The sequence below is a fragment of the Streptococcus sp. ELY_90 genome (assembly GCF_058314475.1).
Genome location: NZ_JBZFUJ010000004.1, coordinates 127732 through 150004, shown reverse-complemented (window position 1 = coordinate 150004; position 22273 = coordinate 127732). Strand labels below are relative to the sequence as shown.

Here is a 22273-nt window from a genome sequence, read left to right as displayed (position 1 = left end):
TATGAAAAAAAAACTACTGAAAATCATTCTTTTAGGTCTTTTGCTGTTTATCGGCTATCAGGCTTTTACGATCTATCAGAATGTCAAAAACGTTCTTGCTTATCGTCCTATGGTTCGGGAAATCTTGGACGAAAATGATACGAGAACCAATGAAAATTTGGTGCTGGCCATGATCTATACAGAAACCAAAGGACAAGAAGATGATCTGATGCAGTCCAGTGAAAGTTCAACCGGCATCGCCAACACTATTACAGACAGCCGTGAAAGCGTCAAACAGGGAGTAACCGTCTTGTCGGACAATTTGGAAGAAGCCCAAAAGAAAAAAACAGATGCCTGGACAGCTGTTCAAGCCTATAATTTTGGGAAGAACTATATTGCCTATGTGGCTAAAAACGGCGGTAAAAACACCATTAAACTGGCCAAACGCTACTCTAAAGATGTCGTTGCTCCGAGTCTGGGAAATAAAAGCGGAGAAACCTACCGTTACTACAATTTTGTCGCACTCTTTTACGGCGGCGGTGAACTCTATAAAGACGGCGGCAATATTTATTATGCCAAGCAGGTCAAGCTCAATCTTGCTTTGATCAAGTTTGTCAGTGCCCTTTAAAGGAAAGTGAGCTGAGGATGAAACAGTTATTGATTTATTTTAAAGGCTACCTCAAAGAAACCATTTTGGGTCCTCTTTTTAAATTGCTGGAGGCTTCTTTTGAGCTTTTGGTTCCCTTAGTTATCGCCAGAATGGTGGACAGCTACATCCCTCATAATGACAAAAATCATCTTTATTTGATGATTTTCTTCCTTGTCTTACTGGCCCTTTCCAATATTATGGTAGCTATCATTGCCCAATTTTATTCTGCCAAGGCAGCTGTGGGCTATACCAAGCAGCTCAGCCGCAGCTTATTTGAAAAAATTATGCGTCTGCCCAAGGAAAATCGGGATCAGCTGACAACTTCAAGTCTGGTAACACGGCTGGTCAGTGATACCTTTCAGATTCAGACAGGGATTAATCAGTTTTTACGCCTTTTTCTGAGAGCACCGATTATCGTTTTCGGTTCTGTTTTAATGGCCTTTTTTATCAGCCCGAGAATTACCCTTTGGTTTTTCCTCATGGTTGTTGTGCTTTTTGTATTGGTCTATTTAATGTCTGTTGTGGTAAATCCCCTGTATGACAAGATTCGGCGCTTAACGGATAAAATAGTCGGACTGACACGCGAACAATTAGAAGGCAGCCGCGTTATCCGTGCTTTTGGCCAGATAGAAGCAGAAGAACAGCATTTTCAAGAGACCAACCAAGCTTATACGGATTGGCAGATTAAGACAGGCTATATTGCAACTTTAATAACACCTTTGACCTACCTGGCAGTCAATGCAACCTTGATTGTTGTAATCTGGCAGGGACAGATAGCTATTGCAGATCATCATTTGAGCCAAGGGATGCTCATTGCCTTAGTTAATTACCTGCTGCAAATTTTAGTTGAGCTTTTGAAGCTGACTATGCTGGTTTCTTCTTTAAATCAAAGTTTTATCAGTGCCCAAAGGATTGCTCAGGTTTTTGAACAAAAGGATGAAGACATAACAGCACCTTTGCCCGTTGAGTCAGCAGATGATGCTACCCTTGTCAAGGTTAATAAAATGACTTTTTCTTATCCTCAGGCAGCCAAAGCAGCCTTAAGGGATATTTCCTTTACCATTAACAAACAGGAATTTTTCGGTATTATCGGCGGAACAGGTTCCGGCAAGTCCAGTCTGATTCAGCTCTTGCTGCGTCTTTATTCGCCTCAGCAGGGTCAGGTTGCTGTTTTTAATGACGGCAGAAGCGCTCATACCATTAAAGAGTGGCGGGATTGGATCAGTCTTGTTCCGCAAAAAGCTGAACTGTTTAAGGGAAGCATCCGTTCCAATCTGACACTCGGTCTGGATAAAAAAGTAGATGACAAGGAGCTCTGGAAGGCGCTTGATATGGCACAGGCGAGTGACTTTGTCCGCCAAAAATCAGGTCAGCTGGATGCTCAGGTAGAGGCTTTCGGCCGAAATTTTTCTGGCGGCCAGCGGCAGCGGCTGACCATTGCCCGAGCTTTGCTGCATGACAGGCCCTTGCTTATTTTAGACGATGCTACCTCAGCTCTTGATTATCTGACAGAAGCAAAGCTCCTAGCTGCCATTAAAAAAAATCTGCAGCAAACAACTTTGATTATGGTTTCTCAAAGGACCAACAGTCTTTCAAAAGCAGATCATATTTTGGTACTGGATCAAGGTGAGCAGGTGGCTCTTGCCAGCCATGAAAAGCTTCTGGAAACCAGTCCGCTTTATCAGGAGATTCACTATTCACAGCATCCAAAAGAGGAGGGGCTTCAATGAAAGCAAGAAACAACAGAGATACCCTCAAACGTTTGACAGCCGGCATGCTGCAGCAAAAACTGCTGGTTGCTGCCGCCTTGCTTGGTACCTTTGTCCAAGTAGGCTTAACCGTTTATCTGCCGGTGCTAATCGGGCAGGCAGTTGATGCTGTCGTTGCTGAAAATGTCCACGAGCTTCTGCCGATGATTCTTGGCAAAATGATTTTGGTAGTTGCTCTGAACACTTTGATTCAGTGGTTCAATCCCCTTATTTACAATCGACTGGTCTTTACCTACAGTCAAAAATTGCGGCAAGAACTGATTGAAAAGCTCTACCGCCTTCCCCTGTCTTATCTGGACAGCCACTCTGCTGGTGATCTGGTCAGCCGAATGACGACAGATGTCGAGCAGCTCTCAAACGGCCTGTTGATGGTCTTTAATCAGTTTTTTGTCGGACTTCTGACAATTTTGCTGACAATTTTGACTATGGCTGAGCTGGACCTTTTCATGATGGTTCTGGTATTGGCACTGACGCCGCTTTCTTTGTTTGTGGCTCGGTTTATTGCTCAAAAAAGTTATCGCCTTTATCAAAGTCAAACAAGAGCCAGAGGCGCTTTTACGCAGCATATTGAAGAAAGCCTGCGGCAGGAAAGTTTAATTCAGACCTTTAATGCCCAAGAACAGTTCATTGAGACCTTTACGGAGCTCAATGAGAAATATGCTAACTATTCACAGGGTGCTATTTTCTATTCGTCGACAGTCAATCCCTCAACCCGCTTTATCAATGCCCTGATTTATGCGCTGTTAGCCGGTATTGGAGCTCTGCGGATTATCAGCGGAAATTTCACCGTTGGGCAGTTAACCACTTTTTTGAATTATGTCACTCAATATACTAAGCCCTTTAATGATATTTCTTCTGTGATGTCAGAATTGCAGAGCGCTCTGGCCTGTGCTGAACGTCTGTATATGATACTGGATGAAGAAGAAGCCAGAGATGAAGGACAAAAAGAATTAGAAAGTCAGTCTGTCAAGGGAGCTATCGCCTTTGATAATATCAGTTTTGGTTACAATAGCAGGCAGACCTTGATTAAAAATTTATCTGTTAGTATTCCTCAGGGCTCCAAGGTAGCAATCGTTGGACCGACAGGAGCCGGCAAATCAACCTTGATCAACTTGCTGATGCGTTTTTATGATTTGCAAAAGGGTCAGATTCTCTTAGACGATGTGCCGATAACAGCCTACAGTAAAGCTTCTTATCGGCAGCAAATCGGTATGGTTTTGCAGGAAACATGGCTGAAAACGGCGACTGTCCTTGAAAATATCGCCTTTGGCTATCCTGAGGCCAGCAGTGAACAGGTCATTGCTGCAGCCAAAGCGGCCAATGCTGATTTCTTTATCAAGCAGCTCCCCCAAGGTTATGATACCTATCTGGCAGATGCCGGGGAGTCGCTGTCACAAGGACAGCGTCAGCTTTTGACCATAGCACGGATTTTTGTCCATATCCCTAAAATCCTGATTTTAGATGAAGCAACATCCTCTATTGACACACGTACAGAAATTTTAGTTCAAGAAGCCTTTAAAAAATTGATGAAAAATCGAACCAGCTTTATCATTGCTCACCGCTTATCAACCATCCAAAGTGCGGATCTTATCTTGGTTATGGTAGAGGGTGATATTGTTGAACAAGGTACTCACAAGGACCTGATGAAGCAGCACGGTGTCTATTATCAGATGCAGACTGCCCAAGAGCATATTAGTAATTAGTAAAAGTACCCGAGAGTTAGACTCTCAGGTACTTTTTGTTTTCGTTATAATGACTGGCAATTAGCCGATAAAAGCGTTGATTTCGTTTTCAATAGCAGCAATTTTATTTTCAGCATCTGCCAATGAGCTGCCGACAGTTGCAATATAGAACTTAATTTTTGGTTCTGTTCCTGATGGACGCACAGCAATCCAAGAATCATCTGTCAAAGTATATTTGAGCACATTGCTTGGAGGTGTTGTCAGCTTTTCAACACCGGCAGCAGTGGTTGCTGTCTGTGCTTGGAAATCTTCTGTTTTGGCAATAGCAGTTGCGTTAAATTGACTAGGACCGTTATCACGGAATTTATCCATAATCTTTTTAATTTCAGCAGCCCCGTCAACACCGGACAAAGTAACTGAAATGGTCTTTTCGGCAAAGTAGCCGTACTCCTTGTAAATTTCCTCGATACCATCAGCCAAGGTCAAACCGCGGGAGCGGTAGTAGGCAGCAATTTCCGCAACGATAAGAACAGCCTGAATTGCATCTTTGTCTCGTACAAACGGCTTGATGAGATAACCGAAGCTTTCTTCAAAACCAAACATGTAGGTATGATTGTGGTGGTCCTCAAATTCCTGAATTTTTTCAGCGATAAATTTAAAGCCGGTCAGGACATTAAACATCGTCGCACCGTAGCTTTCAGCAATTTTAGTGACTAATTCGGTTGATACGATAGACTTGCAAAGTGCAGCATTGGCAGGCAGAGTGCCGGCTGTTTTATGCGCTTCAAGGATATATTTAGCAATAATAGCACCAATTTGGTTGCCGGAGAGGTTCTTGTAAGAACCGTCGGCCTGGCGGATTTCGACGCCGAGACGGTCAGCATCCGGGTCAGTTGCAACGAGGACATCGGCATCAACCTGACGTCCGAGTTCTTCGGCCAGAGAGAAAGCTTCTTGATTTTCTGGATTTGGAGACTTGACGGTTGAAAAATCAGCATCCGGAACAGCTTGCGCCTCGACAACCTGAACGGATTCAAAACCAGCTTGAGCTAAGGCACGGCGAGCCAGCATTTCGCCTGTACCGTGAAGCGGCGTATAGACAATTTTCATATCTTTGCCGTAGTCATCAATCAATTTCTGGTTGATGTTAACATCCTTAACTTCCTTCAGGTATTCAAGGTCAACAGCTTCTCCGATAACTTCAATAAGACCGGAAGCCTTACTTGCTTCTAAGTCAGCCAACTCGATTGTGAACGGATCGTCAATAGCACGAATGAAATCGGTTAGAGCATCAGCATCAGCAGGGGGCATTTGACCGCCGTCTTCACCATAGACCTTGTAGCCGTTAAATGGTGCAGGATTATGACTGGCTGTAACCATGATACCTGCAAATGTACCTAAGTGGCGCACAGCAAAGGACAGCTCTGGTGTAGGACGCAGAGATTCAAAAACATAAGCCTTGATGCTGTGCTGAGCTAAAACCTGTGCTGATTCAAAGGCAAATTCCGGAGAAAAATGGCGAGAATCATAGGCGATAGCGACACCGCGCTTTTTAACAGCTTCACCTTTGGTCTCGATTAATTTTGCCAATCCTTCGGTTGCTTGGCGGACAACATAAATATTAATGCGATTAGTACCGGCACCAATAAGCCCGCGCATACCTGCCGTGCCAAATTCAAGATTTGTATAGAAAGCATCTTCTTTGGTTTTTTCATCCATTGCAGCCAGCTCTTCGCGAAGATAGGCAGGAAGATCAGCGTAATCGAACCATTTTTGATAAGTTTCTTGATAAGCCATAATAATGCAAAGCTCCTTTTTGAAAATTTCCGTTAAATTGTTTAACCGCTTTCATTATACCACTTTCACTAAAAAAAATCACGTTTTCACGTGATTATTTTTTCAGTTTTAGCAATCGGGGAACAATAATAACGCTCAAGGCTGCAGAGATGATTAATTCAATAATCGAGTTTGCAGAAACAATGCCGGCCAGCATCGTTTGAATGTTGCCGCCATAGACAGAAGCAAAGAAAATGAAAATTCCGGTAAGGACGAAAACAGTATTGGTCGCTGAACCGACAGCACCGGCTAAGATGAGGCCGAGCTTATTTTTCAGCAGTTTATAGACGAAATAAGGGAAAATACCGATGAGAATTCTGGGCACCAAAGCCACAATCAGAGACTTGAAATTGCCGTGTTCCACAAAAGGTGAAAAAAGATAACTGGTCGGCAGCAAAATAATACTGTTATTGACAACACTGATAAGTCCCATCAGACCGCCTAAAATAGCTCCGATGCGGGGACCGTAGACGATAGAAGCGATAATAACCGGAATATGAACAATGGTTGGTTTAATGGGAACCGGCCACAAATTAAAAATAAAGCTGGAAAGCAAGTGAATAATCAGCATTACTGCAAAAAAGATGGCAATAACGGCGATATCAGATGAACTTCTTTTTTTAGTCATAGATTCTCCTTGAAAGCATAAAGTATTTTTAGTATACAGGTTTACTGTCAATCTGACAAGCTTTTCAATGACGTCTTATAAAGTGTTTTCCGCCTTTTGGATGATGGTGTCGAGATCTGCCAGAGCACCGCGTCCGACATCACCGCAAGCCAGAAGACTGGAACGAGGTTCGATTTCTTCATAGCCGAACTGCCTAAGCATGTCCATGTTATGCTGCGTGGCAGGATCGTCATACATCTTGGTATTCATTGCAGGAGCAAAGAGTTTTGGAACCTCCTGCGGCAGAGCCAAGGCAACACTGGTCACCATATTATCAGCAAAGCCGTGGGCTAAATGAGCTATCGTATTGGCAGATGCCGGTGCCAGTAAGAATAAGTCGGCTTTTTTGGCCAGTTCAATATGATTAACAGCCTGTGGATCATTCTCTTGCATCACATCCGTATGGACAGGATTTTTTGATAAAACCTGCAGCGTTAAAGGTGTGATAAACTGAGTTGCAGCTTTTGTCATTAAAACATTGACATTGTAGCCTGATTTTGTCAGCCGGCTGGTTAAATCAGCAGCTTTATAAGCCGAGATGCTGCCGGAAACAGCCAGCAATATAGTCTTAGTCATTTTCAGTCACCTTCTCAAAAATTAAATCAGCAATTTCAGCCTTTGTCTGCGCTTTGTAAGCCGCAGTCTTATCCAAGAGATAGGCTGTGTGCCGCTCAGCTGAAATTTGAGTTAAATCATTTGCCAGAACATAATCCATTTGATTACGGTCTAGGCTGGTGCGCGCTACCTGAAAGAGCTCTTTTTTATCGACATTTACCAACAGTTTAAATCCAATTAATTTTATGGCCGGATTCCACTGTTTGACCAAACCGATAACTTTGGGAGTCTTCTTCAAAAAAAGCACCTGATAGTCTGCCTGGGATGAGATTTTGGTCTGTGTATTTTTCTTGGTCAAAAACTGCTTCAGATTGTCGGCAAGTTCGACTTCTTCCAAATCTGTCATATAAACAGGCGTATAGTCAGATACTGCCATGCTGTGAATTAGGACATCATGTGTTTTAACTAAGGGTTCCAAAGTGTCAATCAAACTGGCAACTGTGGAGACTTCCAGAATCGAAAGTCTTTCTTGTTTAGGAGGCTTTACGGCAGAAGCAGTAGTCACCAAGGTGACTTGGTGATCTGCTGCCAAAAAACGCTCTGCTATCTGTTTTCCCAGACGGCCTGTTGAGTGGTTGGTAATTCCCCTTACTTGGTCAATTTTTTCCGTTGTTCCGCCGGATGTAATCAAAATTTTCATAGTGTTATTTTACTGTAAATTTAAGATTTAGTAAATTAAAAAAGATTGTGAGAGAAATTCTGCTCAAAACCGATTGACAGCTGGAGTATTTTTTGAAATCAATATAAAATCCGAACATTATTAATTATCTATCTAAATAAAGTGCGTTTTTTATTATTCTTTGTTATAATAAAGAAAAAATATAAATGGGAGCTATCATGAAAACGGATATTGAAATCGCACAGAGTGCTGAACTTAAGCCCATCGCTGAAGTGGTTAAACCACTGGGAATTGACTTTGACGACCTCGAACTTTACGGCAAATATAAGGCTAAATTGACCTTTGACAAAATTAAAGCAGTTGAGAAAAACACGCCGGGGAAACTAATCCTGGTGACTGCTATCAACCCAACTCCAGCCGGTGAAGGGAAGTCAACTGTAACTATCGGACTTGCGGATGCTCTCAATAAAATCGGCAAAAAAGCGATGATTGCCATTCGTGAACCTTCTTTAGGGCCGGTCATGGGAATCAAGGGCGGTGCTGCCGGCGGCGGCTATGCTCAAGTCCTGCCCATGGAAGATATTAATCTGCATTTCACAGGTGATATGCATGCTATAACAACCGCTAATAACGCTTTAGCAGCATTCATTGACAACCATCTGCATCAAGGAAATGAATTGGGAATTGATCAGCGCCGCATTATTTGGAAACGCGTCCTCGACCTCAATGACCGTGCCCTGCGCCATGTGACTGTAGGATTGGGCAGTCCGGTCAACGGCATTCCGCGCGAAGATGGTTTTGACATTACGGTTGCCTCTGAAATCATGGCTATTCTTTGTCTGGCAACAGACCTTGAAAATCTTAAAAAGCGTCTGTCCAATATTATGATCGGTTACCGCTATGACAGAACACCCGTTTACGTCCGCGATCTGAAAGTGCAAGGGGCACTGGCTCTGATTCTGAAAGATGCTATCAAGCCTAATTTAGTCCAAACTATTTACGGAACGCCGGCCTTTGTTCACGGCGGCCCATTTGCCAATATCGCTCATGGCTGCAACTCTGTTCTGGCAACTGCGACAGCTCTGCGTTTGGCTGACTATACGGTAACAGAGGCCGGATTCGGTGCTGACCTTGGTGCTGAAAAATTCCTTGATATCAAAACGCCTAATCTGCCTGCAAGTCCGGATGCTGTTGTTATTGTCGCTACAATTCGCGCACTTAAAATGAATGGCGGCCTTGCTAAGGATGCTTTAAGTGAAGAAAATACAGCAGCTGTTAAAGCAGGTTTTGCCAATTTGGCCCGCCATGTTGAAAATATCCGCAAGTACGGTATTCCTGCGGTTGTAGCTATCAATGAATTTGTAACGGATACCGCAGAAGAAATTGCTCTTTTGCGGGAACTGTGCGCTGAAATTGATGTTCCTGTCGAGCTGGCAAGTGTCTGGGCCAAGGGAGCCGAAGGCGGCGTCGAGCTGGCAGAAACGATTGTCAAAACAATTGATGAGAAACCGGCTGACTATATACGTTTGTATGACAATGATTTAACCATTGAAGAAAAAATCACTAAGATTGCCCGTGAGATTTACCGGGCTGACAAGGTTGTCTTTGAAAAGAAAGCTAAAACTCAGATTGCACAAATTGTTAAAAACGGCTGGGACAAGCTGCCGATTTGCATGGCTAAAACGCAGTACAGTTTTTCTGATGACCCTAGTCTTTTAGGCGCACCGACCGGCTTTGATATCACCATTCGTGAATTAGTTCCTAAATTAGGTGCCGGATTTATTGTAGCCCTGACAGGTGATGTGATGACTATGCCGGGTCTTCCTAAAAAGCCGGCAGCGCTCAACATGGATGTCGCTGCTGACGGAACGGCGCTTGGATTGTTTTAAGGGAAAGTGGGTAACATTTCATTTAAGAAAAGCGAATTGAAATAAAATTCAGTTCGCTTTTCTTTGCCCTTTTGAAAGTATGCTGTCAATTATTTTCTTGATTTTAAAAAACTTGAAACATAATTTTCCCCTATTTTTCCGAAAAATATGATAGAATAACGGTTCAAGTTAATAAAGAAAGTACTGCAAATGAAAAAGAAACTGTTGCTTATCGGTCTGATAACAGCTTTTGCTGGGGCCTTGACCTTTTTTTACTATCAAAGCCAGGCTAATGCTCTAAATAAAGTGAATTATATTCAATCACAGACGCCGACAATTTTCTTTCATGGCTATGGAAGCAGTGCCCATGCGGAAACGCATATGGTAGAAGCTGCCAAAAGTGCCGGTGTCACAAAAACGGTTATCCTTGCCAATGTTGATCGAAAAGGAAAGGTTACTTTAGCTGGAGACATCCCTAAAAATGCTGTCAATCCGATTGTTAAGGTCAATTTTGCAGATAATCGCAACACCGATTATGCAGTTGATGGCGGCTATGCTAAAGCAGTTGTCAGTAAGCTCCAGGCTGTTTATCATTTTAAGAAAATGAACATGGTAGGGCATTCCATGGGCAATATGGCTATTCATTTTTACCTGCTGGCTAACGCTCAAAATAAAAAACTTCCTCAGCTGCAAAAACAAGTCGATATTGCCGGACATTTTGATGGTATTAGAGGCTATGAGCTGCCAGAAGGGCTGACCGTAGACAGCAAAACAGGACGTCCCAATAAGATGACCTCAGCATATCAGCGTTTGCTGAAACTGCGCAGGCGTTATCCCAAAAACCAAGTGCATGTTTTGAATCTCTACGGTGACATAGGTGATGGTTCTGATGGTTTAGTTACCAATGAGTCTTCTCGCACACTGAAATACCTCATTGCTGACCGAGCAAAATCATATAAAGAGCATCGCTTTACCGGCGAGTTAGCAAGTCACAGTAAATTACATGAAAATCCTCAATTGGATAAGCTTCTTATTGATTTCCTCTGGGGAAAATAGTTTTTTAATTACTGGAAAAGAAACGCACCAACTTGATGATTACTCTCGTTGGTGTTTTTTCATGGGGCAAGCAGGAGCACTTGCTATAGTTATTAGCTATATATCTGTATGAGAAAAATATAATTTACAACTATATAGTCCCTTGGTAAAATAGCCTTATCAAAACAAACGAGGTTAATAAAATGACGAAAAAATATTTTGAACATGTCGGTTCTTTTCTTCGCCCGGCTGAATTAAAAGAAGCCCGCCAAGCATTTGAAAGCGGAAAAATTTCCCGAGAAGAATTGACGGCCATAGAAGATCGCTTAATCACAGATTTAGTGGATAAAGAAGTCGCTGCCGGACTTGAAAAAGTGACAGATGGAGAATTTCGGCGTGCGAACTGGCATGTGGACTTTTTCTGGGGATTTGACGGTATTGAACGTTCTCAGTATGGCCAAGGGCTCTTGTTTCAAGGGGTTGAAACCAACGACGACTCGGCAGTTGTCAGTGGAAAAATCCGTTTTGTAAAAGATCACCATCCATTTATCCAGCATTATCAATTTTTAAAGAAACTGGCAGACGAACGCGGTGTAGAGGCTAAAATAACCATACCCGCTCCCGCTCAGTGTTTAGTCGAATTGCAAAGGGGTAAAAATATCGAACAAGCTTTGGCTGTCTATCCTGACCAGCAAGAACTCATTGAGGATTTAGCAACAGCTTATCATCAGGCTATCCTCGCTTTTTATGAAGAAGGTGCCCGAACTGTCCAATTAGATGACTGCACCTGGGGTATCATCATGGATGATGAGTTTTATAAGACGGTTACCAAAGGAGAAGTAGACAAGGACGCTATTCGCGAAGGCCTTCTTTACATCAATAATAAGGCTTTGGAAAATCTTCCGGATGATTTGACCATCAACACTCATATTTGCCGCGGCAATTATCAATCAACTTATGCGACCAGCGGTCCTTATACAGCTGTTGCTGAAACACTGTTTGGACGTGAAAATGCCACATCCTATTTTCTGGAATATGATACTGATCGAGCTGGCGGATTTGAACCTTTAGCAGCTTTTAAAAATCCTGATAAGGTGGCTGTACTGGGACTTATTACTACCAAAGACGGCCAATTGGAAGATAAGGAGGCTATCATCAAACGCATTCGCGAAGCTCAAAAGGTTTTGCCGCTGGACCAACTTTGGCTGGCCACACAGTGCGGCTTCGCTTCAACCCAAGAAGGTAACCTTATCACCGAACAGGATCAGTGGAAGAAGCTGGCTCTGGTAAAGGAAATTCTCGACGAAGTTTGGGGATGACAGCCTACTGCGAACTGATACATATCCGATAAGACATGAGAAGTACCCTCTGAAAAATTTTCAGAGGGTCTTTGGTTATGATTTGCAGCCATATGGTAACAACAGTCTGAATTTAGCGGATGTCAGGTTTGGGTTTGAAATCCTTATTTTAGGACTTTCCGATAATTTATCATACGAAAAATCATCAAACAGCACTTGCTAAAAAAGTTCGCAAATATATGACAAAACTGGCTAGCTATCAAGTTTTAGTGGACTAAGAGCATGTTAAAACCCCATCAGAAATAATTTTCTGATGGGGTTTTAACGGGGGACCAAATCAATTTAGTTCTATTTTCACATTTTATAACACTTAGAAATGCTGTTAAACCAACCATTTCATTTCAAATTAGTTTAGCCATTTATTCCCATTCAACCGTTGCCGGCGGTTTGCTGGTGATATCGTAAACGATGCGGTTGACGTGGTCAACTTCATTGACAATGCGAACAGAAATTTTTTGAAGAACATCCCAAGGGATACGGGCGAAGTCCGCTGTCATACCATCGATAGACGTAATAGCCCGAATGGCGATAGTATAGTCATAAGTGCGGCCGTCTCCCATAACACCGACCGAACGGACACCTGTATTGACTGTGAAATACTGCCAGATGTCTCTGCTCAAACCTGCTGCAGCAATTTCTTCGCGGAGAATAGCATCGGATTCACGGACGGTTTCTAATTTTTCTGCGGTGATTTCTCCCATGACACGGATAGCAAGACCCGGTCCCGGGAAAGGCTGGCGCCAGACAATTTCATCAGGCATACCAAGGGCAGTGCCAAGTGCCCGGACTTCATCTTTGAAGAGTGTGTTCAAAGGTTCAATCAGCTCAAACTGCATATCATCCGGCAGACCGCCGACATTGTGGTGTGATTTGATGGTTTGAGCAGTTTCGGTCCCTGATTCGATAACGTCTGTGTAGAGTGTTCCCTGAGCTAGGAAATCAACACCTTTGAGTTTGCTGGCTTCATCATCAAAGACATAGACAAATTCATTGCCGATGATTTTTCGTTTCTTTTCGGGATCTTCCACACCGGCTAAAAGGTCTAAAAAGCGGTTTGAAGCGTCAACTCGGATGATATTGAGACCGAATTTGCCGCCGAGCATTTCCATAACTTGGTCGCCTTCACCTTTGCGAAGCAAGCCGTGATCAACAAAAATACAGGTCAGCTGATCACCGATAGCCCGCTGCAAAAGAACGCCGACAACTGATGAGTCAACTCCGCCCGAAAGTCCCAAAAGAACCTTGCGGCTGCCGACTTGCTCACGGATTTTTTGAATTTCCATGTCAATGAAATTATCCATGGACCAATCTCCTTTGCCGCCGCAGATATTAAGAGCAAAATTGCGCAGGATGTCATTGCCGTAAACGGAATGACGGACTTCAGGGTGAAACTGGATGCCAAAAATTTTCTTGTCGGTATTTTCAATAGCCGCATAAGGGCAGTCTGTAGAATCACCGATAAGCTCAAATCCCTGTGGAATCTCGGTAACAGCATCGCCGTGGCTCATTAAAACAGTCTGCTCTTTAGGTGTTCCATTAAAGAGCTCTGAATCAGCTGCTAAACGAAGAAGCGACTGACCGTATTCGCTGTTTCCGGTCTGACCGGCCGGAAGGACCTTACCGCCGAGTTTATCTGTCAGCAGCTGCATGCCGTAGCAGATTCCAAGAATGGGAATGCCGAGTTCAAAAATACCTTCATCAATTCCAAAAGCGTCATCAGCATAAACAGAATTCGGTCCCCCGGATAGGATAATACCGATGGGGTTAATAGCCCGAACTTCATCAGCTGTGATTCGGTGGTTTCTCAGCTCTGAGAAGACACCGAACTCGCGGATGCGGCGGGCAATAAGCTGATTGTACTGGCTGCCGTAGTCAAGTACAATGATTTTTTGAATGTCTTTAATGTCAGTCATTGTCTCCCTTTCTTTCACTGTTTCACTAGGCCAGCTAGCAAAGACATAATCACTTTATTTTAGCACAATTTGCAGAATTTGACAGCAGATTTTCAGGAAAACCTGGCCAGAAAGCTCAGTCAGCAGTCAGGAGCTTTTGCAAAAGGTCTGTAAATTTGGTACTATAAATACAAAACCGTTTTATTGACAAGGAGAAAGGATGCTACCAGCTTATATTCGGATCCATGATCAGATTAAAAAGGAGATTGATGAAGGTCTGTGGAAAATCGGTACCCGCCTGCCCAGTGAGCGCGATCTGGCAGACCGCTTTGAAGTCAGTCGGATGACACTCAGACAGGCTATAACGCTGCTTGTTGAGGAGGGGATTTTAGAGCGCCGTGTGGGAAGCGGTACTTATGTTGCCAGCAGCCGTGTCCAAGAAAAGATGCGGGGAACAACCAGCTTTACTGAAATTGTCAAATCACAAGGCAAAACACCTTCAACGAAAGTCGTTTCCTATAAGCGGGTACACCCGAGCGAGCAGGAAATTAAATTTTTGGACGTTAAGCCCAACGCCTACGTGATTCGGATGGAGCGTGTGCGGTATGCGGACGACATTCCCGTTGTTTTTGAAGTAGCAGCGATCCCTGAAAAAATTATAAAGAATTTCAAAAAAGAAGATATTACCAAACATTTCTTTCAGACCCTGACAGATAACGGCTTTGTCATCGGTAAGAGCCAGCAGACTATTTCGGCCAGCAATGCCAGCGAAACGACTGCGGATTATCTGGCGATTTCGCGCGGTCATGCGGTTTTAAGCCTGACACAGATTTCCTTTTTTGAAGATGGCAGGCCGTTTGAGTATGTCCGCAGCCAGTATGTCGGCGATCGTTTTGAATTTTATCTAGAGAATAAGTAGAGTAAGTATAATGGCAGCAAAAGAAAAAATGGTCAGCAATCCTCGCTATCAAAAAGTAGCTATCGGAATTGCTCAACGTATTGTTGATGGTAAATTTCCTCTGGGGCAAAAATTAAAATCCCGTTCAACCCTTTCCAGCTATTTCAATGTTTCTCCTGAGACTGCCCGAAAGGCAATCAATGTACTGGCTGATTTAGATATCGTTTCAGTCAAGCAGGGAAGCGGGGTTATTGTTGTTTCCAGGGACAAGGCAATTGAATTTTTAGAGCAGTTTGAGGCCACTTCAGGCTTACGGGAAATTAAGCAGAATATTCAGGCCAGTTTAACAAGACAAAAAGAAGAGCTGGAAGCGATGAATGAGATGGTTGAAGTATTTTTATCACAGGCCAGTCTGATTCGCAAGAAATTTCCCTTTGAACCGTTTGAATTGGTTCTTGATAGTAACAGCTCTAACCTTGATAAAAGCTTAGTGGATTTGAATTTGTGGCATCAGACGGGAGCAACAGTAGTAGCTCTTAAAAGTCAAGGAGAGCTGCTTTTATCGCCGGGACCCTATGCTACCGTCAGAAAAGGCGATACTCTTTATTTTGTCGGTGATGACCGCTCTTTTTCTCGGATGAAAAATCTTTTTGACATTTTATGACACAATAATTTAATAAATATTGCAGGCGTCTGCCTGCCTTTCTCTTTGACATACTGACCATATAATTATATAATAGTGTGGTCAGTTGATTTTTGGAAATAGATTAGAAATGAGGGATATACTTGAACAAACTTGAAGTCAAGCATCTCACCAAAATTTTTGGTAAAAAGCAAAAAGCAGCGCTTGAGATGATCAAAAAACAAAAAAGCAAGACAGAAATTTTAGAACAAACAGGCGCTACAGTAGGTGTCTATGATGTCAGTTTTGATGTCAAAGAAGGTGAGGTTTTTGTCATTATGGGACTTTCCGGCTCAGGGAAGTCAACCCTGATTCGGCTTTTAAACCGCTTAATTGAACCTTCCTCAGGAGATATCTACATCAACGGCAGTGATATATCTAAGATGAATGCCGAAGAACTCCGTGAAGTCAGACGGCATACACTGAATATGGTGTTCCAAAATTTCGGACTCTTTCCTCACAAAACCATTTTAGAAAACACGGAATTTGGTTTGGAGCTGAGAGGCGTTCCTAAAGAAGAACGGGTTGAACTGGCTGAACGTGCTCTTGACAATTCGAATCTGCTGGCTTTTAAAGATCAGTATCCGAATCAGCTTTCCGGCGGTATGCAGCAGCGTGTTGGTTTAGCGCGTGCTCTGGCTAATGATCCTGAGATTCTTTTGATGGACGAAGCTTTCTCGGCTTTGGATCCGTTGATCCGTAAGGAAATGCAGGATGAACTGCTGGACTTGCAAGAAAAGGTTCAAAAGACAATTATCTTCATTACTCACGATCTGAATGAAGCGCTGAGAATCGGCGATCGTATTGCCCTGATGAAGGATGGGCAAATCATGCAGATTGGTACCGGTGAAGAAATTTTGACCAAACCGGCTAATGATTTTGTCCGCGAATTTGTTGAAGATGTTGACCGTTCTAAAGTGTTAACAGCTCAAAATATCATGATCAAACCGCTGACAACAGCTATTGAAGTTGACGGTCCTCAGGTGGCTCTGACAAGAATGCACAATGAAGAAGTCAGCATGCTGATGGCTACTGACCGCCGCCGTCAATTAGTAGGATCGGTCACTGCAGAAGCTGCTATCGAAGCAAGACGCAAAGGACTTTCTTTGGCCGATGTCGTTGACCGCGATGTGCGAACAGTTTCTAAAGATACTGTTATTACAGATATTATGCCTCTGATTTATGACTCAGCTGCACCAATCGCAGTTACGGATGATAATAACCGGCTTTTAGGTGTCATTATCAAGGGCCGTGTTATCGAAGCTCTCGCTAACACCAGAGATGATGCAGAAGGAGGGGAAGAATAGTTTTGAATGTACTTTTGATAGGAAAATTACCTGTTGCTGATTGGATTGAAGGATTCACCAACTGGCTGACACACACCTTTTCTGGTTTATTTAACTTAATCCAGTCGGTCGGGAACTTTATCATGGATGGGATTACCAATACCCTGTCATTTATTAATCCTTTGCTCTTAATTGTTTTAGTGACCGCTGCCGCCTTTTTCTTAGCTGGAAAGAAGTGGACACTGCCGTCATTTACCCTGCTCGGCCTGCTCTTTATCTATAATCAAGGCCTGTGGGGAGATTTGATCAATACGTTCACCTTAGTTCTGGTATCCAGTTTTGTTTCCATTGTTATCGGGATTCCTTTGGGAATTTGGATGGCAAAGAATGATACCGTTAAACAAGTGATCAACCCTATTTTGGACTTCATGCAGACCATGCCTGCCTTTGTTTACCTGATACCGGCTGTTGCTTTCTTTGGTATCGGTATTGTTCCGGGGGTATTTGCTTCTGTTATCTTTGCCTTGCCTCCGACTGTTCGGTTTACCAATCTTGCTATTCGCGAAATTCCGACAGAGCTGATTGAAGCAGCGGATGCTTTTGGCAGCACTCCAAGGCAAAAATTGTTCAAGGTTGAGCTGCCCTTAGCCAAAAATACAATTATGGCCGGTGTTAACCAGACGATTATGCTGGCGCTTTCCATGGTTGTTACAGGTTCTATGATCGGAGCACCCGGTCTTGGCCGCGGTGTCCTGTCTGCCCTGCAGCATGCTGACATCGGTTCAGGTTTCGTCAATGGACTGGCTTTGGTTATCTTAGCAATTATCATTGACCGCTTCAGTCAGACTGCCAACCAAAAAGTCACAGATGCTAAGAAGAAATCTTCAAAAGCAAATACTTACATTGCTGTCGCAGCTCTTGCATTATTTGTTTTTTCTGCCCTTGCCCGTGTATTTGTGCAAGGCAACTCAGCAGGTGCCGGACAGACAGTCAAGCTGACCTATGTTGAATGGGATTCAGAAGTTGCTTCTACCAACGTATTAGCTCAGGTTTTGGAAAAACAGGGGTATAAAGTAGAAATGACGCCGCTTGACAATGCTGTTATGTGGCAGTCAATCGCTAAAGGTGAAACCGATGCTACCGTCAGCGCTTGGCTGCCAAATACGCATGCAGACCAATACAAGAAGTATAAGCAGGATGTTGTTGATCTAGGATCAAATCTTAAAGGTGTTAAGCTGGGTCTTGCTGTACCAACTTATATGAAAAATGTCAACAGCATTGAAGATTTAAGCGACCAAGCCGATAAAAAAATTACAGGTATTGAGCCTGGTGCCGGTATCATGAAATCTGCTCAAAAGGCACAAAAAGCCTATAATAATCTGTCTGGCTGGGAAGTCGTGTCTTCTTCAACAGGAGCTATGACGACCAGTTTGGATCAAGCGTATAACAGTAAAAAAGAAATTGTTGTTACCGCTTGGTCGCCTCACTGGATATTTGCCAAGTATAAGTTAAAATACTTAAAGGATCCTGAAAAATCCTTCGGCAGCAGCGAAAGTATTCATTCAATTACCCGCAAGGGGCTGAAAAAGGATATGCCTGAGGTTAATAAAATTATCGACAGCTTTAATTGGTCGCAGAGCGATATGGAATCGGTCATGCTCGATATCAGTAACGGTACTTCTCCTGAGAAAGCTGCTAAAAAATGGATAAAAAATCATCCTAAAAAAGTTGCTTCTTGGACAGACAGTAAATAAAATGATTTGCCGTATATAAAAATATAATGAGGTTAGGAATGAACTGCAGCCTCGATCGTTAGATTTTCTGTCTGACTTTTGAGGCGTCGTTCGGCTCTAATCTCATTTTATTTTCTTCACCGGATGATTTTAGGGCTCAAATATGATAAAATAAAGCTTATGGAAATTGAAAAAACCAATCGTATGAATGCCCTTTTTGAGTTTTATGCAGCGCTGCTGACAGATAAGCAGATGAACTACATTGAGCTCTATTACGCTGATGATTACAGTCTGGCTGAAATTGCCGAAGAATTCAAGGTCAGCCGCCAGGCAGTCTACGATAATATTAAGCGGACTGAAAAAATTTTAGAGGATTACGAGATGAAACTGCATATGTATTCTGATTATATTGTTCGCAGTGAAATTTTTGATGATCTTTTGGATAAGTATCCCGAGGACGCTTATCTGCAGGAAAAAATTTCTGTTCTCATCAGTATTGACAATCGAGATTAATGTTCTAGTATTTCCAATAATAAGGAGAAAAATAAATGGCTTTTGAAAGTTTAACAGAACGCCTGCAAGGTGTTTTTAAAAATCTACGCGGCAAGAGAAAACTCTCAGAAAAAGATGTTCAGGAAGTCACCAAAGAAATCCGTCTGGCCCTTCTTGAAGCTGACGTTGCTCTTCCGGTTGTAAAAGATTTTATCAAGCGTGTGCGTGAGCGTGCTATCGGACATGAAGTCATCGATACATTAGATCCGTCGCAGCAAATTATCAAAATTGTTGACGAAGAGCTGACGGCAATTTTGGGGTCTGAAACAGCTGAACTTGAAAAATCCCCTAAGATTCCGACAATCATTATGATGGCCGGACTTCAAGGGGCAGGTAAGACCACCTTTGCCGGAAAACTGGCTAATAAGCTGGTCAAAGAAGAAAATGCCCGGCCGCTGATGATTGCTGCTGATATTTACCGGCCGGCTGCCATTGACCAATTAAAAACGCTCGGGCAGCAAATTAATGTACCTGTTTTTGAAATGGGAACAGATCACACGGCAGTTGAGATTGTAAGGGAAGGTCTGGCTCAGGCTAAAGAAAATCGCAATGACTATGTCTTAATTGATACAGCAGGGCGGCTGCAAATTGATGAAAAGCTTATGGCTGAACTGAGAGATGTCAAAGCCTTGGCCGATCCCAATGAAATTCTCTTAGTTGTCGACAGTATGATCGGGCAGGAAGCTGCCAATGTAGCTCGAGAGTTTAACAATCAGCTGGAAATAACCGGTCTTGTTCTGACTAAGATTGACGGCGATACACGCGGCGGTGCAGCGCTTTCTATCCGGCAAATTACCGGCAAACCGATTAAATTTACAGGTACCGGAGAAAAGATTACTGACATTGAAACCTTCCATCCGGATCGGATGTCTTCGCGTATTCTGGGTATGGGAGACCTTCTGACCCTGATCGAAAAGGCCAGTCAGGACTATGACGAGCAAAAATCAGCAGAACTTGCTGAAAAAATGCGCGAAAACACCTTTGATTTCAATGATTTCATTGATCAGTTAGACCAAGTGCAAAATATGGGGCCGATGGAAGATATTCTTAAAATGATTCCGGGAATGGCTAATAATCCTGCACTTGCTAATGTTAAGGTTGATGAGCGTGATATTGCCAGAAAACGAGCTATGGTATCATCAATGACTCCTGCTGAACGTGAAAATCCGGATCTTTTGAATCCCAGCCGGCGGCGGCGGATTGCAGCAGGATCGGGCAACACCTTTGTTGATGTTAACAAGTTTATCAAAGACTTCAATCAGGCCAAAAAAATGATGCAGGGCGTTTTGTCTGGCGATATGAATAAAATGATGAAGCAAATGGGTCTTAATCCTAATAATATGCCTAAAAATATGGATGCATCTGCCCTTGACGGAATGATGGGGCAGGGCGGAATGCCTGATATGTCAGCTCTCGGCGGCAACATGGATATGGGTCAGATGTTTGGCGGTGGCTTCAAAGGCAAAGTCGGAGAATTTGCCATGAAGCAATCTATGAAAAAGATGGCTAAAAAAATGAAGAAGGCCAAGAAAAGAAGAAGATAGCAGTCACAAGGATTCTTGCCATTTGATAGTGTCTTTGCCGGAATTGTCACTGAGACAGACATTTTATAAAATTTCCGTTATAATAGACATTTTATAAAATTTCCGTTATAATAGACATTATAAGGAGGAATAAAATGACCCATATTGCGATTATTGGAGATATTATTGCTTCGCGAGAAATAAAAGATCGGCCTGAAAGTCAAGAAAAACTTCAGGAAATTTTAAATCAGATCAATTCCCGCTATCAAGCTGTGCTGGAATCTCCCTTTACCATAACGACAGGGGATGAATTTCAAGCTTTGCTGTGCCCCAATACACAGATTTTCCAGATTATTGATGATATTGCGATGGGGTTTCAGCCCTACCAAATCAGGTTTGGAATTGGAGCGGGCAGTATGCTGACAGCTGTTAATCCTAAGCAAAGCATCGGTTCGGACGGTCCTGCCTACTGGCATGCCAGAGCTGCCATTGATTATATCCATGATAAGAACGACTATGGCAGCAATCATTTGGCGGTAGCTCTGGATGATACCTTTGCTGCCCGGCAAATCAATGCTGTCTTAGCTGCCTGTGAATTTATTAAGTCAAAATGGACGGCTACTCAGGCTGAGCTGCTTATCGGTCTGCTGCGCAAAGGAATTTATGAAGAAAAGTTTTCTCACAAGGAGATGGCCGAGCTGCTTCAGTTAAGCCCGAGCAGTTTTAACAAACGTCTCAAATCCGGCGGTTTAAAAATTTACCTGAGAAATAAAAAAGCAGCTGTCGATTTATTGCTAAGTGCTATTGAAACTAAAGGAGAAGCGGCAGATGATTCATTTTAATCTTGTATCTCACTTTCTGTCGCATAACCCTATGCTGACAGTGTTCCTCATTGCCCATTTTTTAGCTGATTTTCAATGGCAAAGCCAAAAAATGGCAGATTTGAAGTCTTATGATTGGCGGTATTTGTGTAAGCATCTTTGCATTGTTGCTCTGCCTTTGATTGTTATCAGTCTTTGTGTCCCGCACGCTTTTGCTATGGCACTGCTGGTTTTTGCCAGCCATGCGGTGATTGACAGTGCTAAATTTTTGTTCTATCCTTTTTACCATAAGCGGCAGTTGGATAAGGCTGCTTTTCTTCTTGATCAGGCGATGCATCTTTTGGCGATTACCACGATTTATCTGTTTAGTGAACCGATCACTGTTGAATGGGTAAGCGATATGCAGCACGGTCTTAAGCTGATTTTGTTTGTGGTTCTTATTACCAAACCGATTAATATCATCTTTAAGCTGTTTTTCAGCAAGTATCAGGTAAAAAATACCAATGATGATGAAACCATTACAGGAGCAGGGGCAACCATCGGTTTGTTGGAACGTTTGATTATGGGAATATTTCTTCTATTTGGCCAGTTTGCCTCTATCGGTCTGGTTTTTACGGCCAAGTCAATTGCCCGTTATGATAAAATTTCTAAAAATCAGGCTTTTGCAGAATACTATCTCATAGGCTCCCTCTTCAGTATTATCAGTGTTTTGGCAGTCTATGCCCTTTGCCTAATATGATTAAATGGCTTCTACCGGGTACCGGTAGAAGCCTCTTTGATTTTTACTGAGAAAATATAGGAACAAATAC

General features: G+C 42.9%; 19 protein-coding genes. 14 read left to right on the top strand and 5 right to left on the bottom strand.

Annotated elements, in window-relative coordinates:
• Nucleotide 1 precedes the first annotated feature (1 nt).
• Genes AC4HAF_RS04080 through AC4HAF_RS04070 form a run of 3 tightly spaced genes read left to right on the top strand, consistent with a single transcriptional unit; the run spans nucleotide 2 to nucleotide 4100 of the window.
• The gene (locus AC4HAF_RS04080) at nucleotides 2-607 is read left to right on the top strand and encodes a lysozyme family protein (protein WP_491096777.1); all 606 of its coding nucleotides are present in this window, start codon (nucleotides 2-4) and stop codon (nucleotides 605-607) included.
• Between the two features lie 17 nt (nucleotides 608-624).
• Nucleotides 625-2358 carry an ABC transporter ATP-binding protein gene (locus tag AC4HAF_RS04075; protein WP_491096776.1) on the top strand — a complete coding sequence of 578 codons (1734 nt, stop codon included), beginning with the start codon at nucleotides 625-627 and terminating at the stop codon, nucleotides 2356-2358.
• Complete coding sequence (locus AC4HAF_RS04070; RefSeq protein WP_491096775.1) at nucleotides 2355-4100, top strand: ABC transporter ATP-binding protein; 1746 nt, start codon at nucleotides 2355-2357, stop codon at nucleotides 4098-4100. Before AC4HAF_RS04075 ends, AC4HAF_RS04070 begins: the two co-directional genes overlap by 4 nt.
• Before the next feature lie 60 nt (nucleotides 4101-4160).
• Here AC4HAF_RS04070 and AC4HAF_RS04065 read toward each other — a convergent pair whose 3' ends face one another.
• The 4 genes from AC4HAF_RS04065 to AC4HAF_RS04050 form a co-directional block, all read right to left on the bottom strand.
• The gene (locus AC4HAF_RS04065) at nucleotides 4161-5876 is read right to left on the bottom strand and encodes a phospho-sugar mutase (RefSeq protein ID WP_491096774.1); all 1716 of its coding nucleotides are present in this window, start codon (nucleotides 5874-5876) and stop codon (nucleotides 4161-4163) included.
• A 94-nt stretch (nucleotides 5877-5970) separates the two neighbouring features.
• Nucleotides 5971-6543, bottom strand: a complete 573-nt coding sequence (locus AC4HAF_RS04060) for an ECF transporter S component (RefSeq protein ID WP_491096773.1) — start codon at nucleotides 6541-6543, stop codon at nucleotides 5971-5973.
• Nucleotides 6544-6618: 75 nt separating this feature from the next.
• On the bottom strand, nucleotides 6619-7158 hold the full coding sequence (coaC, locus tag AC4HAF_RS04055; RefSeq protein ID WP_491096772.1) for a phosphopantothenoylcysteine decarboxylase: 540 nt from the start codon (nucleotides 7156-7158) through the stop codon (nucleotides 6619-6621).
• Nucleotides 7151-7837 carry a phosphopantothenate--cysteine ligase gene (locus tag AC4HAF_RS04050; protein ID WP_491096771.1) on the bottom strand — a complete coding sequence of 229 codons (687 nt, stop codon included), beginning with the start codon at nucleotides 7835-7837 and terminating at the stop codon, nucleotides 7151-7153. The genes coaC and AC4HAF_RS04050 overlap by 8 nt, the downstream gene beginning before the upstream one ends.
• 197 nt (nucleotides 7838-8034) lie before the next feature.
• On the opposite strand from AC4HAF_RS04050, the gene AC4HAF_RS04045 reads away from it, so the two are divergent.
• The 3 genes from AC4HAF_RS04045 (at nucleotide 8035) to AC4HAF_RS04035 (ending at nucleotide 12038) form a co-directional block, all read left to right on the top strand.
• Nucleotides 8035-9705: a formate--tetrahydrofolate ligase gene (locus tag AC4HAF_RS04045; protein WP_491096770.1), complete on the top strand. Its 1671-nt coding sequence runs from the start codon at nucleotides 8035-8037 to the stop codon at nucleotides 9703-9705.
• Between the two features lie 189 nt (nucleotides 9706-9894).
• Nucleotides 9895-10740 (top strand): alpha/beta hydrolase, encoded by an 846-nt coding sequence (locus AC4HAF_RS04040; protein WP_491096769.1) that lies wholly within the window; start codon nucleotides 9895-9897, stop codon nucleotides 10738-10740.
• 182 nt (nucleotides 10741-10922) lie between these two features.
• Entirely contained in the window at nucleotides 10923-12038 is a 1116-nt protein-coding gene (locus AC4HAF_RS04035; protein ID WP_491096768.1) for a 5-methyltetrahydropteroyltriglutamate--homocysteine S-methyltransferase, read from the top strand.
• Nucleotides 12039-12436: 398 nt separating this feature from the next.
• On the opposite strand, the gene guaA is transcribed toward AC4HAF_RS04035, so the two are convergent.
• Nucleotides 12437-13990, bottom strand: coding sequence for a glutamine-hydrolyzing GMP synthase (gene guaA, locus AC4HAF_RS04030; RefSeq protein WP_491096767.1), 1554 nt, complete (start codon nucleotides 13988-13990; stop codon nucleotides 12437-12439).
• Between the two features lie 199 nt (nucleotides 13991-14189).
• Between guaA and AC4HAF_RS04025 the strand changes: the two genes are divergently transcribed.
• The 8 genes from AC4HAF_RS04025 to AC4HAF_RS03990 all read left to right on the top strand — a co-directional run bounded on the left by AC4HAF_RS04025 (nucleotide 14190) and on the right by AC4HAF_RS03990 (nucleotide 22203).
• On the top strand, nucleotides 14190-14888 hold the full coding sequence (locus tag AC4HAF_RS04025) for a GntR family transcriptional regulator (RefSeq protein WP_491096766.1): 699 nt from the start codon (nucleotides 14190-14192) through the stop codon (nucleotides 14886-14888).
• A gap of 10 nt (nucleotides 14889-14898) precedes the next feature.
• On the top strand, nucleotides 14899-15531 hold the full coding sequence (locus tag AC4HAF_RS04020; RefSeq protein WP_491096765.1) for a GntR family transcriptional regulator: 633 nt from the start codon (nucleotides 14899-14901) through the stop codon (nucleotides 15529-15531).
• Nucleotides 15532-15653: 122 nt separating this feature from the next.
• On the top strand, nucleotides 15654-16856 hold the full coding sequence (locus AC4HAF_RS04015; protein WP_491090427.1) for a quaternary amine ABC transporter ATP-binding protein: 1203 nt from the start codon (nucleotides 15654-15656) through the stop codon (nucleotides 16854-16856).
• A 2-nt stretch (nucleotides 16857-16858) separates the two neighbouring features.
• Nucleotides 16859-18589 (top strand): ABC transporter permease/substrate binding protein, encoded by a 1731-nt coding sequence (locus tag AC4HAF_RS04010; protein ID WP_491096764.1) that lies wholly within the window; start codon nucleotides 16859-16861, stop codon nucleotides 18587-18589.
• 159 nt (nucleotides 18590-18748) lie between these two features.
• The gene (locus tag AC4HAF_RS04005) at nucleotides 18749-19081 is read left to right on the top strand and encodes a putative DNA-binding protein (RefSeq protein WP_057490846.1); all 333 of its coding nucleotides are present in this window, start codon (nucleotides 18749-18751) and stop codon (nucleotides 19079-19081) included.
• A 35-nt stretch (nucleotides 19082-19116) separates the two neighbouring features.
• Nucleotides 19117-20664, top strand: a complete 1548-nt coding sequence (gene ffh, locus AC4HAF_RS04000; protein ID WP_491096763.1) for a signal recognition particle protein — start codon at nucleotides 19117-19119, stop codon at nucleotides 20662-20664.
• A gap of 134 nt (nucleotides 20665-20798) precedes the next feature.
• Nucleotides 20799-21485: a SatD family protein gene (locus AC4HAF_RS03995; RefSeq protein WP_491096762.1), complete on the top strand. Its 687-nt coding sequence runs from the start codon at nucleotides 20799-20801 to the stop codon at nucleotides 21483-21485.
• The gene (locus AC4HAF_RS03990) at nucleotides 21472-22203 is read left to right on the top strand and encodes a DUF3307 domain-containing protein (protein WP_491096761.1); all 732 of its coding nucleotides are present in this window, start codon (nucleotides 21472-21474) and stop codon (nucleotides 22201-22203) included. Before AC4HAF_RS03995 ends, AC4HAF_RS03990 begins: the two co-directional genes overlap by 14 nt.
• Nucleotides 22204-22273 lie beyond the last annotated feature (70 nt).